The 17037-nt window shown below is 44.7% G+C and carries 17 protein-coding genes; 5 read left to right on the forward strand and 12 right to left on the reverse strand.

What is annotated here, in order from left to right; translation table 11 throughout:
- Window positions 1-3 precede the first annotated feature (3 nt).
- The 5 genes from OGX84_RS21100 to evgA form a co-directional block, all read right to left on the reverse strand.
- Window positions 4-681 carry a fimbrial biogenesis chaperone gene (locus OGX84_RS21100; RefSeq protein WP_049011855.1) on the reverse strand — a complete coding sequence of 226 codons (678 nt, stop codon included), beginning with the start codon at window positions 679-681 and terminating at the stop codon, window positions 4-6.
- A gap of 46 nt (window positions 682-727) precedes the next feature.
- Window positions 728-1246, reverse strand: coding sequence for a fimbrial protein (locus OGX84_RS21105; RefSeq protein WP_012135109.1), 519 nt, complete (start codon window positions 1244-1246; stop codon window positions 728-730).
- A 72-nt stretch (window positions 1247-1318) separates the two neighbouring features.
- On the reverse strand, window positions 1319-1891 hold the full coding sequence (locus tag OGX84_RS21110) for a helix-turn-helix transcriptional regulator (protein WP_012135108.1): 573 nt from the start codon (window positions 1889-1891) through the stop codon (window positions 1319-1321).
- Window positions 1892-2347: 456 nt separating this feature from the next.
- Window positions 2348-5530 (reverse strand): response regulator, encoded by a 3183-nt coding sequence (locus OGX84_RS21115; protein ID WP_286458352.1) that lies wholly within the window; start codon window positions 5528-5530, stop codon window positions 2348-2350.
- Window positions 5530-6153, reverse strand: a complete 624-nt coding sequence (gene evgA / locus OGX84_RS21120) for an acid-sensing system DNA-binding response regulator EvgA (RefSeq protein ID WP_410736646.1) — start codon at window positions 6151-6153, stop codon at window positions 5530-5532. Before evgA ends, OGX84_RS21115 begins: the two co-directional genes overlap by 1 nt.
- A gap of 923 nt (window positions 6154-7076) precedes the next feature.
- Here evgA and OGX84_RS21125 point away from each other — a divergent pair.
- The 5 genes from OGX84_RS21125 (at window position 7077) to OGX84_RS21145 (ending at window position 12419) form a co-directional block, all read left to right on the forward strand.
- Window positions 7077-7604 (forward strand): fimbrial protein, encoded by a 528-nt coding sequence (locus OGX84_RS21125; RefSeq protein WP_012135104.1) that lies wholly within the window; start codon window positions 7077-7079, stop codon window positions 7602-7604.
- Between the two features lie 61 nt (window positions 7605-7665).
- Complete coding sequence (locus OGX84_RS21130; protein ID WP_161800003.1) at window positions 7666-8367, forward strand: fimbria/pilus periplasmic chaperone; 702 nt, start codon at window positions 7666-7668, stop codon at window positions 8365-8367.
- A 37-nt stretch (window positions 8368-8404) separates the two neighbouring features.
- The gene (locus OGX84_RS21135; protein ID WP_286458357.1) at window positions 8405-10996 is read left to right on the forward strand and encodes a fimbria/pilus outer membrane usher protein; all 2592 of its coding nucleotides are present in this window, start codon (window positions 8405-8407) and stop codon (window positions 10994-10996) included.
- A 20-nt stretch (window positions 10997-11016) separates the two neighbouring features.
- The gene (locus OGX84_RS21140; protein WP_200073961.1) at window positions 11017-11550 is read left to right on the forward strand and encodes a fimbrial protein; all 534 of its coding nucleotides are present in this window, start codon (window positions 11017-11019) and stop codon (window positions 11548-11550) included.
- Between the two features lie 125 nt (window positions 11551-11675).
- On the forward strand, window positions 11676-12419 hold the full coding sequence (locus OGX84_RS21145; protein ID WP_153257862.1) for a hypothetical protein: 744 nt from the start codon (window positions 11676-11678) through the stop codon (window positions 12417-12419).
- A 145-nt stretch (window positions 12420-12564) separates the two neighbouring features.
- On the opposite strand, the gene uilS is transcribed toward OGX84_RS21145, so the two are convergent.
- The 7 genes from uilS to OGX84_RS21180 form a co-directional block, all read right to left on the reverse strand.
- Window positions 12565-13425, reverse strand: a complete 861-nt coding sequence (gene uilS, locus OGX84_RS21150) for a UilS family quorum-quenching N-acyl-homoserine lactonase (RefSeq protein WP_153258544.1) — start codon at window positions 13423-13425, stop codon at window positions 12565-12567.
- A 617-nt stretch (window positions 13426-14042) separates the two neighbouring features.
- Window positions 14043-14402, reverse strand: a complete 360-nt coding sequence (locus tag OGX84_RS21155) for a hypothetical protein (RefSeq protein ID WP_286458359.1) — start codon at window positions 14400-14402, stop codon at window positions 14043-14045.
- A 104-nt stretch (window positions 14403-14506) separates the two neighbouring features.
- Window positions 14507-14953 (reverse strand): adhesin, encoded by a 447-nt coding sequence (locus tag OGX84_RS21160; protein ID WP_233594388.1) that lies wholly within the window; start codon window positions 14951-14953, stop codon window positions 14507-14509.
- Between the two features lie 35 nt (window positions 14954-14988).
- Window positions 14989-15435 carry a hypothetical protein gene (locus tag OGX84_RS21165; protein ID WP_153257860.1) on the reverse strand — a complete coding sequence of 149 codons (447 nt, stop codon included), beginning with the start codon at window positions 15433-15435 and terminating at the stop codon, window positions 14989-14991.
- A complete protein-coding gene (locus tag OGX84_RS21170; RefSeq protein ID WP_286458360.1) occupies window positions 15432-15803 on the reverse strand; it encodes a hypothetical protein in 372 nt (123 codons plus the stop codon). The genes OGX84_RS21165 and OGX84_RS21170 overlap by 4 nt, the downstream gene beginning before the upstream one ends.
- Window positions 15804-16055: 252 nt before the next feature.
- Window positions 16056-16505: a hypothetical protein gene (locus OGX84_RS21175; protein ID WP_180961895.1), complete on the reverse strand. Its 450-nt coding sequence runs from the start codon at window positions 16503-16505 to the stop codon at window positions 16056-16058.
- Window positions 16498-17037, reverse strand: a 540-nt coding sequence (locus OGX84_RS21180) for an RHS repeat-associated core domain-containing protein (RefSeq protein WP_286450524.1), incomplete at its 5' end; no start/stop codon positions are given. The genes OGX84_RS21175 and OGX84_RS21180, both read right to left, overlap by 8 nt.

The following is a 17037-nucleotide window of genomic DNA, read 5'->3' on the forward strand; positions in this document are numbered from 1 at the left end:
AACCTACATTTTAAATTTATGTTCAGTCGTAATGCCTCCGAAGTCATTAATCGCACGCCACGATACTTCACCACCCGTTACCGCCGACTGAGGTAGCGATACCGTTTGAAATGGTAAAACCATTGGAGGTTTTGCTAGTTGTTTCCCATTCACCTTGATGTCGTATAGCGACACGCTATACGGCGAGGGGTTATGCACACTTAACTTTCCACCCACGCTTGAAAACGTTAGCTGCTGATACGCAAGCGAAGGGTCGCCTTTTAATCCTGCCGGACGATAAAACAGCTTCATTTTACTTTTGACCGCAATCAATAATTCATTTTTAGCATCCGGTGATGACGAAGGGATTGCTTTAATATTCAACCAGTAAACACTTTCTCTGTCCGTAGGGAGTGTGTCGCCTGATAACATAACGCGTACTGAATTCTGCGCCTGCGAATTTAATTTGAACAAAGGCGGTGTGGTGATGAATGCATTGTCACTGTCGTCGCCATTTTCACTTTTGCTTACCCATGACTGAATTAAATACGGCTTGTTATCTGGATTGTTAACGCTGATTGCCGCCTGATTGCCACTGCCGTTATAAATAAGCCGGGTGCCGCCTATTTCCACACCGCTTATTGCCGTTGCGGAGATAAACAAAAGACCAGCGGCAATCTTTTTATAGACTTTCTGAAACATGAAGAGATCCTGAGTGAATTACTCAGGGCCGCGAAGGGCCCTGCTTTTACTGGTAAATAACGGTAAACGCGGTTGAAGAGTTTGCCGTACCCGCGCCAACAGCGCCGGTTGCCATATATTTGGCAAAGTAAGTCAGTGTGTTATCAACATCTTCTTCCAGCGCTACGCTGGAGGATGCGGAACCCACGGGGATCAACGTTGAGTTGTCCTGCTCATAAATCGCGACACCAACATTCGATGCTGTCTGCCCATTGCTCAGTGCTAAAATAGAAGGGTTAATCGTGTCGGTGATGCCATCAAAACGAATACTGGCGTTGGAAATGCTGGCCGGGCAGGATTTCAGCACAATATTAAAACGCTTCGCCGCCGCCGTTGCTCCGCTACCGCCTGAGAATGCGGTTGTCGCGACAGTCCCCAGGTTGACAGGCTGCGCAATCGCAGAGGTATCCACAACACAGGCCGTACCGGTGATGCTGCCAGTAAAACTAATTACGCCGTCAGCAGCATTTGCTGCCTGAAATACAGAGAGCGATAAAATCGCGGAAATCAGTGCAATCTTTTTCATATAAGATCCAGTTAGTTAAGTTAATATTTAAGAAATAATATACTGATGCTTTAAATGTTAATTAATAATGTGCTAATTCCCTCCAGTGAAATACTTATCTGACGAATGACATTGTCTGATTAACGAAATGCTGTGTTCGCAGGTGTCCTGCTTATAACTTTCTACTCGTGCGATAGTTCGGTACAAAGATATACGATTGCCGACCTGAAGTTTAAAAACCAAACTGCGCCGGTGGGCATAAAATGTCTTAACCGTCATACCTAATTGTTTACCAATCTCATTCGCATCAAGCCCTTTTTGCATACATGAGAGCACTTCGCTTTCTCGCATTGAAAGCGTGTACTTCACCCGATAAATATATCGGGAATCATTGACAAACAGGCAGGACAGAATTTCATTAAGTCGGCTTCGCTTATCAACAAACGTAATACTCCGTAGATGTTTTAATGCATAGTAGTCAAGATCATTGCTTATAAACGCAATAATCTTCCTGTCTGCAAAAAAATGCTCTTTAACCTGCAGGAGGTTTGTTGTCTCAACATCTACTATGTAGTAATTTTCATCAATCAACTCCGATGTTAACAGCGTACTGATACCGACGATAAAAAAATAATCATCAGAAAAAACGGAGTTTGACAAATCCATAAAACTTCCCTTTTTGGCATGCCCTCTTTGGTTATTTAACGCCAGAAATTCACCTCATGTTTCTTTGTGAAATTTACAGAAAATAAAATCAGATGACACCACAAAAATAATGGATTTCGAATATAATCATAAAAACGATCGTTTCTTCTATTTGTTCCCTTTCAAAAGAACAACGATCCAGTGATTGCCGTCTTTATTGAAATAAAAAACTATTTATGTGCCATAAAGATGAAATTTAACACTATCACTATTGATAGGTGTGGTTTAATGGTTTGATGTCATTTGATAGTTGAAACTTGAAATGACGGTAAAAATGGATTTTTCTTAGGAAATATCCCAGGTTTAATTAACGAAATATATTCCGTCAGAACAAGGCTAATTTTACCTGGTTAACAACGGGACAACATCAGCGGCACCTTATTTTTCTGTCAGGCGCCGCCTACGCGTGTAGGAAGGTTATGGAATGAATGTTGCGATAGCCTGATCTAATTCATCAAGTAAGGCGTCGATGCGATCAAGGTCTGTGGCAAGGTCTGCGGCGGAAATGGCGTCAGGTAGTTTATCTTCCAGCGACTGCGCTACCTTCATCAATGCCTTAACGCCCAGCAGTTGGGCAGTCCCGTTAATGCGATGAATATGGCGCTTCACGGTCAGATAATCTTCAGTATGCGCCGCTTGTCGGGCGGCGACTAAATCACGGCGGTTCTCCTGCTGTGCATCTTTTAACGCTGTAAGCATGAGCGCCCGGTTGCCTTGCGCCAGCATACCCAGCATTTCGATATCAAACATCGTATTGGCTGTCTCACACATCCCTGAAAGGAAGTGCGAGATTTGCGATAACGTAATCGGCTTGAAAATACAGGCATTCATGCCTGCCGCAAGACAGCGTTCGCGTTCATGTTCTTGCGCTGAGGCGGTCAACCCCCAGATGGTGAGGTCGCGATTAAATTTCCGTACCTGACGGGTAAGTTCAATGCCGTCCATTGCGGGCATATTGAGGTCGGTAATAAGCAAATCATAATGTTGTTGCTGAAGGTGTCGTAAGGCTCCTTCGCCGTTTTCGGCTTCATCCGCAACAATACCTGACGTTGCAAGCTGGCGTTTCAGGAGCAGTCGACTGGAGGGATGATCGTCAACGATTAATACCCGCAGCGTCCCCTGAATAACGGGAGGGGGTGGGGGCGCGTCAATAGATATCGGCGTGATATCACGCGAGGTTTGCACGGGCAGGTTCAGCGTCAGGGTGGTTCCACGGTTTATTTCGCTTTGCAGCGCGATGGTTCCCCCCATTTGCGTCATCAATGCCCGGCTGATCGCTAACCCCAGGCCCGAACCGCGATGATGCTTACCCGCTTTCCCCTGACTAAAGGCGGTGAATAAACGGTTCTGTTCTTCAGTGCTAATACCCGGACCGGAGTCGCTCACCGAGAGCGCCAGCATCGCGTTGGACTTTGTCGCCGAAATCCTGACATACCCTTGCTGCGTAAATTTAACCGCGTTGCCAATGAGGTTGGTGAGTACCTGCCCCAGTAACTGGGGGTCCAGATGCATCGCCTCTTGCGGATCCAGCTGCGAGTCATAACGCAGGTCGATCCCTTTTTGGGCCGCCAGTGCGCTAAACAGCGTCATTTTTTCTTTTATCAGAGCATCAACATTTACCCACTGCGGAACGGTGTCTAAGAGTCCTGATTCAATCTTTTCCAGATCGAGGATCTCGCCAATCAGTTTTAACAATGATCGCGAGGCCTGGGCGGCCTGATCCACCGATGCTTTATCCTCAGGGCTGAAGCGAGCGGGGGAGAGCTGCAAGAGTTCCAGAAATCCCATAATTGCACTGACCGGCGTTCGGATCTCGTGGCTCATATGGGAAAGAAACTCCCGCTTCTCTTCATTGGCTTGCTGTGCCTTGTTTCGTTCCGCTTCCAGTAAGCGTTGAGAACGCTTCCTTTGGCGGACTTTCCGCGACAGGTAAACGGCCCACAGCAAGCTGCTCACCACCAGCAACGTCGCCAGTATCGCCACCAGATAAAACGGTCTGTTATACAACTCCCAGGTATCAATTTTGACGTCCGGCAGGCGTATCCATTTACTGACGATCTGGAAAATCTCTTTTTGCGGAATATCATCCAGGGCTTTGTCCAGGATCTGCCGAAGTTCCGGTTCGGAACGGGGAACGGCAAAACTGATTGCCGCTGGCGCTTCACCGGCAATCGGGAGCCAGGCGAGCTGATCGGGATAATAATGCTCGCTCATATAGCGGGCCGTCAGCTGATTTGAAATGGCTGCGTCCACCTTTCCCGTCGCCACGAGATTCAAGGCTACGCTGGAGTTTTCCACCTCTTTCCATTGGATGCCGGGGTGTTGGGCTTTAAGCTTTGCCAGTAACGCGTGGTCGGCGCCGATCGCCACATTCATCCCTGCCCGTAGCGTGGTTTCCTGCGTATTCTCTTTTCTGACAACGGTGACGAATTGGGTGGTAATAAAGGGATGGGTAAAGGAGAGCGCGTTTTCACGGCTCAAGTCGTAGGTTGCGGCCTGCACAATATGCCAGTTGTTTTTCTTCATTTCAGAAACCATTTCTTCGTTCGATTTGACGACAATGGTTTCAAACTGCATACCGGTTTGCAGACCGATCAGATTCAGGATATCCCCCACCACGCCCCGCGTTTCCTGGTTACTGTCGACCATAGTGTAAGGCGCAAACCACGGGTTAATGATGACACGCAGTGTGTTATGACTTTTCAGCCACTGTTTCTCTCGGTTGGTCAGGTTAAGCGGCTCTAACAGAAAGGACAGATTGCCTTTATCGATCATTGACTGGGCTATTTGCCCATGCACATTTTCATCGATGGCGCTGAGCGTGTTATTCACAATTGTCAGCAGACGTTCCTGCGTTGGCAAAAATAAAAAGGCGCTTTTTTTCTGTGGTTCAGGCCAGTATTTCACCGTCGTCAACGCGAGGCTAAATTCCTGCGATAGCCAGGTGCTGGTTGTCAGTGAGTCGCCAACAAACCAGGCGTTTTGCCCATGCGCGACGGAGCTGAGCGCTTCCTGATAGGTGGGGTAATTAATGATCTCTGCGTTAGGAAATGACTGCTGAATAAACCCCTCATCAGGATAGTGATTCACAGTAGCGACCCGGGTGCTTTGCGCACTCTGCAAGGGAACCATGACATTGGCTAACGACGTCACTAAATTTGGCCAGGAATGTACCAGCGGCTGTGAGGACAGAATGCCTTCTTCGGCGAAAGGGCGACTCTCCAGACCGGTCAATACCATATCGACTTCGCCCGCTTTCAGCGCATGAATTGCCGATTCCTGATTTTTCCAGGCTGTCACGCTGATGTGGGTGTTGAGCGAATGCTGAATCAGCGCAAGATAATCGGCATTCATCCCACGGTAACGTCCTGTAAGCGTGGTCTGCACGAGAGGCGATTGCTCTGGTTGATAAACCGCAACCTTAAGCGTTTTTTTCTGCTTCAGCCAGCGCTTGTCATCCTCACTCAGATAAACAGGAACCGGCGTAATGTAATTGTAGCCCGACAACTCCAGCTCAACGGGTAGCTCATCCTGGGCATGAACGCCACGCCCGGTAATCGATAAAACCATGAGCACGAATATGGGCCATTTATTCATCATCAGGTCAGCTTATTTTGGTGGGCAAATGAGAGCAGCTCAATTAATGATTTGCAGCCTAACTTTTCCATTAACCGTGTTTTATAGGTGCTGACCGTTTTGCTGCTGATATGCATTGCATCGCCAATTTGTGAATTATCAAGACCATTAAGCATATAGCCCATCACCTTCATCTCCTGTGCCGAGAGGGATTCCAGGCGTTGTGCATCGGTTAACGCAACTGAGGGGGCTTCAAGGAAAAAAGGAAAATAGCTATAACCATTTTGCGCTGCATTAATGGCGGCCAGAATGTTTTCCATATCCTGTTTTTTACTGATGAAAGCGTTAGCGCCCACCTGAGCGCAACGTTTGCTGTAGTAATGATCGTTTTTCGCGGACACGACGATCAGCACTCCGGTGAACTGCCGTGCTCTGAGCTTTTCTACCAGTTCGACGCCATTCACTCCGGGGATCTCGACATCCACGACAACAATATCCGCAGCCGTTTTTGTTAACGCTTCCAGCGCAGTCGCCCCGTCTTCATATTCGTTGATTACAGTAATGCGCTGTTTCTCCAGCACTCCACGGATAGCCAGACGCGCGAGGGGATGATCATCCACGATAATTGCAGTGCGTAACTTACTCATATTCATCCTGAAAGTTGTCATTCTGAATACAATATATACTAACGATAATAGCCTAAACGAGACGGGAGATGGATTTATATCGTGATGACTCAGGTGGTCATTGGCTACCAGACATACTGCCGTAATCGACTGATCGGTAGCGGACCTGGGGCTCTGCCGGGCCTTGGTGCAGCCACATCTGCAATGGATGCGCTGTCAAAAGATGAGTAGATGAATTTGATCATACTGTTCGAGCCTTCCTGAGCTAGCTACAGCTAACCGGTTTTATCACTTTCTACAGTTTTTATAAAAAATATAACACTATATATGATGTGACTTTTGGGTGTGCCTACTGATGCTTTCGCTGATTTTAACTATAAAAAGTGATTTTTACCTGTAATGTCAGATGAAAGTACTATTTAGCTATGGTGGGCTATTCTGGTCGAACCAGCACCCTAAAATAGCAGTTAAGGGCTTTTCGTGAGAAATAAAATCCTGGGCATGACAGGAAAATGGGGTAAATGATCGATGTATTGCTGCAATATGAATATTTCAAACTGTTAAATCTTGTTTCAGCAGGCAAATCTAGTGAGAAGTGATTCTCATTTAAGTATACAGACCAAAATACCGTTTTATTTAATGTCGATGGAAAGAAAGTAAAAACAAAGGGAATGGATCTGATTTGAACGATGTTCTCCGCCCCAAACCGATTGCCACTATTGAGGTAACCACTAAGGGTAATTGCGGCTAATTTTTATTAGTGGGCATTCAGAGCGATGGCTGTATCTCATTATTAATATTGCGATAAACACCTTTTATGTTGAGAGCTCTTAGCAATGTTAATTTTTTATTTTTACCGATGTATCGAAAGGGCTACTCGGTTGGTGAATGATTGCCTGCATAACATTACATTTACTATTCACTAAGGACAAAGGAAATACCGTTTGAAAATAAATACATTTGCGATTTTTATCCCGGCGATATTTATGGTTTCTTCTGCACATGCCGTTGAAGGGGAAACCAGCTCGGTTGTGTTCACCGGCAATATCGTTGAAGCAACCTGTGAACTGTCTTCCGGCTCCCGTAGTAAGGCTGTCGAACTTGGAGACGTAGCCACGACGGCATTTATTGCTGGGGCAGGCAGTACCACTGCACCTAAAGATTTCACCATCGATCTGGAAAATTGTGGGGAAAGCGCGGGGTCGGCTAGCGTAACATTCTCCGGCGATGTTCTGGCTGATGGCGAAGATGAGACTCTGAACACATCTGGTTTTGCCACTACAGGTGTGGGGATTCAGATCCTCGAGAACGGCACTCCACTGAAACTGAATGGTTCCCAGGCATCCAGCGCAAAACCTCTTGATGAGGGTAACAATGTCCTGCCATTCTCCGCCCGTTATATTTCAACGTTGGCAATAACCCAGGCCGGTGAAGCAAATGCGGTTGCAAACTTTACTCTGAATTACGAATAAAAAAATTTCACTTCCCCCTCTCCTGGGAGAGGAGGAGAGAGGGAGGTGAAGGAGTATGATTATGTTCCTGTTGGTACCGAATGTATTTATAACGGCTATCCTGTTGTTCGCAGGTATGATTATGCCAGCATTATCATACGCTGGTGGGATAGTGTTGAATCAGACCCGAATTATTTACCCTCTGAATCAGAAACAGTCCAATATTACGGTTCGCAACACCTCAGAGCTGGAACGATATATGATTCAGTCATGGGTGGAAGATGCTTCCGGTGGGAAAAACCGTGACTTCATCCTGACGCCTCCACTTTTTGTCAGCAACCCAGGGGATGAAAATGCCCTGAGACTGATGTTTCTGGGAGGAACGTTGCCCACTGACAGAGAGTCGCTTTATCGCCTGACAGTAAAAGCCATACCAGCCGTTAATAAAGATGAAGTGAAAGAACGGAATGTACTGATGCTGGCCACAGCAATACGAATAAAATTGTTTGTGCGCCCGGATGGACTACTGCCGCCCGTTGAAAAAGCGCCTTCTGAGCTGAATTTTAGTCGCAATGGTTCAGAGATTACAGTCAGTAATCCGACACCGTATTACATAACAATGGTGAAGATAACAGTAAACGGAAAAGTAGTCTCAAAGAACGTCATGGTTCCTCCTATGGGGCATGAAACATTTCCCTCACCCACACATACCTCGGTACTGACCTATAAGGTCATAAATGATCACGGTGGAATGTCCAATGAATTGACTGGCGAAATAAAATAATTTGCGTACTGGCTGTTGACTTACAGGGCATCGTGTAATGTATTTATTCAGAACGATAGCAATATTTATTCCGGTATCGTTTTTTCTTTTCCTGAAACAAACTGCTGCCGAAATGATTTTCCCAAAGGAGTTGCTGAATATCAGTAATGGTTCCATTGCGGATATATCGAACTTCAGCGCGGACGGGACACAATTGCCTGGAACATATGAGGTTGATATTTATTTGAATGGCTCATTTATCAACCGAAAAAGAGTTGAGTTTAATTCTTTACCTGCTAATTCCATGTCTGAGGCAGGAGTGAAAGATAAAACAGGACTTTTCCCCTGCCTGACATCAGGGGACTTAGGCATTATCGGAGTCAGAACTGAACTTTTTCCAGATATGAATGGACAGCAAAATAGTAATTGTATATTGCTGGCTAAACAGATCTCTGGTGCATTTTATAAATTTAACTTCGCAGGGATGCGACTCGATATCAGTATCCCGCAATTGTATGTGCGAAACACTTCCAGAGGTTACATAGATCCGGTTTTCTGGGATGACGGTATTAACGCTGCTCTGCTGAACTACAATTTCAGCGGCAGCAACCGTTTTACCCGTTCGGAAAATGACAAAAACTACTTTCTGAGTCTCAACAGTGGACTGAATGTTGGTGCGTGGCGACTGAGAGATTTTCATACGTGGACCTATTACGAAAGTCGGTATGGTCGCCGTCAGCAATGGCAGCGTATAAATTCCTATGTGGAAAGACCACTGGTTTCGATTAAAAGTGCGTTGTTAATCGGGGAAGGTACAACATCAGGCGATATTTTTGATTCTCTTCGCTTCAGAGGGGGGCAACTGACAATAGACGACAATATGTATCCTGACTCGATGAGAGGGTTTGCCCCTGTTGTTCGGGGGATGGCTGACGATAACGCTGACGTTACCATCAGCCAGAATGGTTATGTCATTTATAAAGCCACGGTTCCACCCGGACCGTTTGAGATTAATGATCTGAATCCGATGGCGGCCAGTGGGGATCTCAGTATCACTGTCAGTGAGGCAAATGGAAAAGTGAATGTATTCACCGTTCCGTACACCTCTATGCCCATTTTGCTTCGCAAAGGTCGGATGAAGTATGGTCTGACGCTGGCACGTTTTCGTGGCATGAGTAGCCGGTATGGTGATCCATTGTTTATGCAAGGAACACTGGTGTGGGGCGGCCCGGGAGGTACAACGTTTTATGGTGGTGCACAGTATTCACCGGATTACCTGGCCGTTCAGTCCGGTGCAGGTATTGATATGGGACGGCCGGGGGCGCTTTCCGTCGATATAACACATGCCAACAGCACTCTCGCAAATGGAAAGGATTATCGCGGTCAGTCAGTGCGTTTTTTATATTCACGTATATTTAATGATACAGGCACCCGACTTCGTCTGACGGGATATCGGTACTCGACAAAAGGTTTCCATACTCTGGAAGAAACAGCACTCAGGAAGATGAGAGGACGTCTGTATGACCATGACGAACTGGATCGGTATGGTCGGCCGGTAACGGATACCCACTCTGATTATTACGACCTGACCAACAGCAAACGTGCCCGTTTTGAAGCCAGTATATCCCAGCCAGTATGGCGCTATGGCTCAGTGTGGTTGTCTGGTGTCAGGCAGACTTACTGGAAGAGTAACCAGAGCCGTGATTCTGTTCAGATTGGATACAGCGGCACGGTTGGTTCTGTTAATTATTCAATAAACTACGGGTATACCCGCCAGAAGAATGCTGCTGTGCCTTCCTGGACTGACCGTACGATAGGGCTGTCTCTTTCGCTTCCACTGGGAAGATTACTTTCACCTGACTCCGGGAATAACAACACATATGCTTCGTTTTACGGGAGTCGTGATGGGAAAGGCCGGAACAGCCAAATGGCAGGGCTGAGTGGCACGTTGCTCGAAGAAAACAACCTCAACTGGAGCGTATCACAGAACCTGAGTGGTCAACGGAATGGTTCTGGTAACGCCAGCCTGGCCTATAGGGGGACATACGGTAATACCGGTATAGGATACAGCTACGGAAATGATTTTCAGCAGTTTAGTTATAGCATGTCCGGTGGTGCAATCCTGCATCGCAACGGGCTGACGATCGGACAACCATCCGGTGAAACAGCTGTGCTTATTTCCTCCGGTGGTGTGCAGGGCGTCAGTATTCAGAACGAACCGGGTGTCAGAACAGACTGGAGAGGCTATACCATCAAGCCCTACACTACATCCTACCGCGAAAACCGTGTTTCTGTTGACAGTAAATCACTGGACGATCACACGGATATTGTTGATGCCGGTACAGCCAGAATAATCCCGACAAAGGGGGCAGTGGTTCGTGTTGATTTTAATGTCCGCCGTGGCTATCGCATATTATTTACGCTGACACGTAATGGCAAACCACTTCCTTTTGGTTCTGTTGTCACAGGGGGCAGCACAAGTGGTTTGGTCGGCGATGACGGGCAGGTTTATCTGTCTGGAATGCCTGAAAGTGGTGAAGTTCAGGTGAGCTGGAGTAAAGATGTGAATCAGTCATGTGTGGTCAGCTATCATTTGACTGAAAAGTTACTCGCCTCACCCGTTGCCCGCGTTGACGGAATATGTCGATGAATTAACAGGAAAATTTTGTAATGAAAGTCAGAGGGATGTTTGGTGCGTTCTATATCATCGCGGGTATGATCACCATAATGGATTTATCCGCTGCGGTGGCTGCAACAACCGCGTCAGAGAGTATAAAAATTGTCCGCAGATGGCCTGCATCGACCTGTAAGTTTACGAATGAGGTACAGACGGTGTTGTTTGATGATATCTTCGCGAATGCCTTTAAGCGTAAACCGATACAGGGTCTGAAGTCTTTTTCTGTTGGTATAAATTGCGGCACGAACGTCAGTAAAGTGAATATTGTGCCATCAGGGGACCCGGATGATGTCGATATCAGTGCATTCAAGAATATTGGAGGTGCCAGTAATGTGGCATTACGTCTAATGGACACCAACAGTAATATTCTGTTACCTGATGGTACCTCCCGTGTTTCACTCATTCCTGAGCCCGTAGGCGAGGAAACTAGCTACACTTTTATAGCCGGATATGTGGCGATAAAACCCGAAAGCGTAGGCGCTGGTACATTCACAGCCTGGGTGAACCTGACATTTGATTATGACTGACATATATTCCGGTTTCAGGAAAGTCAACAGCAATGAATGAATATATCTAAATATTTTTATTCGTTAATAATATTGCTCCTGACTTCTCTGAAAACGTAAGTTTATTAACGCCAGTTGTTTTTTGTGTGCAAAAGATTATTCGAGAACAGATGATTGCAATTATGTTACGTATTTCCATCCTGCTAACCTCCATGTTTTCATTCGTGGTTAATGCCAGTATATCGATCCAATGTAGTTATCCTGATTCGATAGCTGCGTTGAAAGTGCATGAACTGATTACATCATTAGAAACGAACCCAAACGAAATAAGAAATTTTTGTATTCAACGTAATGATGATGGCAGATATGTTGAACTACGACTCATCGATATATCCAGTGGAATATCTTTCGGTAAACATGCATATCCTGCATGCGATATGAATACTGAAACATTTACACCATGGAACCCGAGTCTGGCTGAAATTACGCAAATGTATGATTGGGACACTGTATTGATGTCCCTCGTGGTACGCGCATTTACTTACGATGCCGAGGACAATACGGAATTAAAGCATATAGGTCAAACGATTTTAGAATCACGACAAACTTCAACAGTTGCTATAATCTCTCCCCAGAATCAGAACCTGAAAGAAACGTGGTGGGAATTGACAAGTATCGGAACTGTTGAGGGGGATGGGGACGGACTGATTTCAATAGAAAAAATTGAGGGGGACGATCTTGAGTGGTATTTAAATGACCAGCCTATTGTTAGTGCAGGGGGGAAAAACACAACCGAAGGCGGCGGTGGTGAATTAAAATATGGCTACATATCTAAACCTGGTGTCGATGGCGCGTCTTCGACATATAAACTGACATTAGATTGCCCTTAACTGTATCACCAGTATTCGTTAGTGAATACTGGTTTTGGGGCTGCAACAACAGGAGGGCGAGTTTACGCGACACATATATCCCTATTGCAGTTCACTGTCCATTTTGAGCCCTCCCAAAACGCAAATTGTATGTCTGGTCAAGAGACTACAGATAGTTTCTGAACCATTCAGTCTGAATGCAGATTACCTGTCTGAAGTGTTCCCCGCTATAAATGTCGTAATGACGGGCTTCATTCTCTTCATACAGTTTTTTCTCTTTTGCACCGACAGCATCAAACAATGCCCGTCCCTGTTCGGGAGGATTAACGGTATCTTTACCGGCAATAACAATCAGCGTGGGGCAGCTCACCTGTGCGGCATTCAGTGCGGGTTTGTACTGGAGCGTTTCCTTCACCGTAAGGAATGGTATTTTGATGTCCATCTTCGGATACTGTGCCCGGTTTTCCTCAAAAAAGGCCTTTGACTCTGCATCGTTTAATACACGGGTAACTCCGACAAACATCTCTTTTCCGGTGTTCTTTTGCTTCTCTGACATTTTGTCGAGGGTTGCGATAAACGCCTCTTTCTCTGCTTCATTCATATGACCGGTGACGATAACCTCGCCATCTGCAAAGGCAAGCTGACTGACAATACACTTGATCCCCGAATCCTGGGCTGCGGCACCAAAGACGTGGCATCCACCAAATGATGTCCCCCAGAGACCGATTCTTTCTCCATCAAGACCGGGTTGTTCCCTTGCCCAGTTAATAACGGAAAGGATATCGGCAATTTGCATTGAGGGAACCAGACGGCCACGTTCACCGTCGCTGTCGCCAAACCCACGATAGTCAAATGTGATCGTGGAAAACCCTGCACGGGTAAAGGCTTCAGCGAACTCAGGTAACAGAATGTCCCTGATGCCACAGAAGCCGTGGCACAAAATAATCACTGGATTTTTTGTACTGCTCGCAGGTGAGCGATGTGTCAGAACGATACCGTCAGAAAGCGTGTGTGTTGATATTTCCATACAAATATGCACCTTATTAAGCTAATAATAACGTTGGAAACAAATATCAGGGAAGTAACTTTTTAATAAAGTAAAAATAATCTGAAATAGATGTACATATAAAGCAGATATTTCCCTGGAAAGTAACTCGGCAAAAAAGATACTTTATTTCTCATTGTTAATCAATTTGTTATGTTGTAATAAAGTTTTAAGAAAATATCTTTGTACAGTTAAGAATAGGGAATTGGCGGTCGCTTTATTTTAAAGTTTAAACCAGGTCAATTAACATGGCGGTTACGGGATGACATTATGTCTTCGCGTGTCAGCAGGCAGTTCCTTCTGTGCATGCAGAGCGGCCAGCTAGGGGGGGCAGTCGGTTGTACGGCAAGCATTCTTCGTACGCTTCTGGCCGAGTAATTTTTCTGATTCATTGACAATGCTAAAACGTTACTTCTGGTAGGCAGGGAGCCTGAACTTGCCCGTGCGTACTGTGGATGTATAAATCCTGACGACATCGTTGCGTTTACAGTTTATCACGCCGGTGTTTTCTTCGGAGAACGGCAGTTGGAGTATGTTGAAAGCAATCTGGATAAGGTCAGGGACATGCTGGCGGAGCTGGATGTGGCATAAGATGAATCTTAAATTAAATCTAAGTTAATGAAATTAAAAACAGAAAAATGGGGGGGGGTTACAAAAGATTGATGGAGGAGGATCTGAAGGTAGATGCGTTCGTGCAGTAAAAATGCGGATAATGATAAATCCAAAGGGTGTTCGTACCATCCTCTGGATTTAAGTCCCGTGTTCAACTGATGCGGTAACACAAGTACCATCATCACGCCGTTCGGGGACTGCTGTCTTGCCCATCTGACCGCGTCAAAAGTTCGTCCCAGGATTTCTGCAATCTTTGCTGTTGGAACAATACCATAGTAGGTCTTTACGAATTCCAGTTCTTCGGGCGTCCACATTTTTCGGTGACTCCTGGCCTGTGGTTTTCCCATCAATTTACTTCCCGGATGAAATTATGTATTACAAAAATAATATTTATTCTGAACGTTCTGTTCTCGAAAGAGGATACTCATTTTTTAAACCCTACAGTATCCAGTCATATTAAGAATCTTTTCACTGTGTTTTGTTTTGTTTTGAGGACGATAGTAGCTTTAACGTCGCTTCCCTCATCATTGTTTGGTTCTGTCATCGGAGTCTGTTTTATGGAAATATAGAAATCACTATTTCTATATACTGAGTTATTTTCACCTGACGATATTTGTTTCAATATAGCTATTTCCCCATTTAATTTCATGATAGCAGTGTACGTACAATTTCTTCCATCCGGGGGACAGATATCTCCTTCAACATAGTTATAGAAATCCACTTTCTTATTATTAGCCAGGCTCAGGGTGCAAACGGGGTGCCCCAGGTCAGGAATCTCACCAACCTCAAAACTATTCATGACAATGCTGTCTGACTGTATTTTATCTGGTTCCGCTGCAATACAAGCAACAATACCCGACGACATCAGAGTTAAAAGAAGCGTTATCTTTTGGAACATTTTTATCAACTCCTTGATATCAGGGTTTGGGAAGATTATTTATACAGAATATATTTACACTCTATTTCATTGTAGTCATAGTCTATTTGAATCTGAAAAGAGAGATTGCAAGATATTATTCTTGTCTCGTCTGAATGTAATTTATAAAAATTATAATCACTAAAAAACCCATTGCTTATTTTATATATTTCGCAAAACTTCCATTCTTCATCAATTAATAAATAAGAAGAAAGACCTGCAACTTTCTCTTTGATAAACTCAACAACTTGTTGATAGTTATCAATTTTCAATTTAGTTTTTGAACTTATTTCCTTCTCTTTGAGAAAATTTATAATACCATCAGTTTCTTCCAGGGTAAGAAACTTACCATCTTCAACAACACCATTGGTAAATGCTTGTATTTTATTAAAATAATCACTTTTGCATACATTGGCCTGAGCTTTTCTATAGAGCAATGCTCGTTTATATTCAGATACACTCATTTGCATCCTCCTTTATCATAATATGCTTTCCCTTTACCATTACGTAATTGAGGCCGCCCATATTTATTCATTCGGGGATTTCCAAAGTTATCTGTTTTAACTTGTCCTGCTTCCCAATGTGGCTTATCTAGATAGCTAATATCCATTGTTTGTTCTTGCACAGATGATAAGCCAGTACCGCCACTTGGTTTCGGTGTTTCGTAAGAATATTCTCGACCAGAGCTATTTTGTGATTGACTGATCGGTTGCTGGTTGGTGGGTATCCCTGCTTGCCTCATAGCTTCACGACGAGCAGCGCGAGAAGAACCAAATGGATTGTTCTCACTGCCTATCGGTTCTCCACTTAAACCAAGCGGATCGATCCACAAAAGAGGATTAGGCGCATACTGATAAAGATTTAACCCGCCAAGTAGCCCTATCGGGTCATCCGAACAATCCTATCCCCTGAATCAATAGTACCGTCAATCTGCACCATAATCTGCTAAAACGCCCGCATCATGCAGACATACTACCACCATACCCCGATACTCCATCGCACTATTCTAAGGCCAAAGACAGGGTTTCCAAAGCATAGTGCCGCTATAAAGGCCGGGAAGAGTTAATTTCTTACCCGGCTACTTTTATTTTAATATTTCAGCATAGAAAAATATTTCTTCATAAGAAAAAATTATATTTTTTGTATTCGGAATATAAATAATACTCGCTTCATCACTAGGATAGAAAAAATCATCCCATGCTTTTATAAAAATATCTGAAGAAATGACAATAGCCGCTGCTCTCCGCCCCCAAAAGAATAAAATATCGGAGAACCCTCTTAACTTCTCGCGAAAAAAAAATGCAGATTCTTCTGCCTCATCAAAATCTAATTCCATTTTTTCAATGATACGACATTGCGATGGTTTAATACTCATTAACATATCAAATGGAAAAACTAGATCCCAAAGCTTCTCAGACTCGTCCCCATTAAGAAGCACAATCTTTCTTTTCTCATCAGGAGATAAACGACAATCTTCTGAATTCAGACGCCAGGCTATAGGGTAGAGAGCTTCATCAAAAATGATATCAGTCATAAAAAATATGTCCTTTTCCGCTACCAGGAGCCTTCTTACCTGAACCGTAATCCGACCATTTTATATGTGGCAGGTTATTCTCTGGCGCATTTATAGTATGAGACTCATTAGGATGATGTTCAAAACCAGTTTTATCAGGATAATTTTTACTTCCAAAATACTCTGGATACTCCGGGATTTTAGGTTTGGAGTCTTTCAATAGACTTTCTGCAGTACTCTTATCTGCAACCCTAAAATTAGGTTTACTACTGCCATTATTCCTCATCGTATCAACAGCCTGTTTCCACTCTTTAGAACCAGGTTTTATAACAGGCAGATTCGAAGCATCACCAACCTCATTACCAGTCAGACCACATCTTAATAACCCAAGCGGATCGAGCCATGACAGTGGATTAGGTGCATACTGATAAAGATTCAGTCCCCCCGCCAGACCTATCGGGTCTGCACACAAATACTGCCCTGTCTCGCAATCATAGTACCTGAACCGGTTATAGTACAGCCCTGACTCCGCATCCTCATACTGCCCCGGAAA

This window comes from Citrobacter sp. CK202 (genome assembly GCF_030333225.1).
GTDB lineage: Bacteria > Pseudomonadota > Gammaproteobacteria > Enterobacterales > Enterobacteriaceae > Citrobacter_B > Citrobacter_B koseri.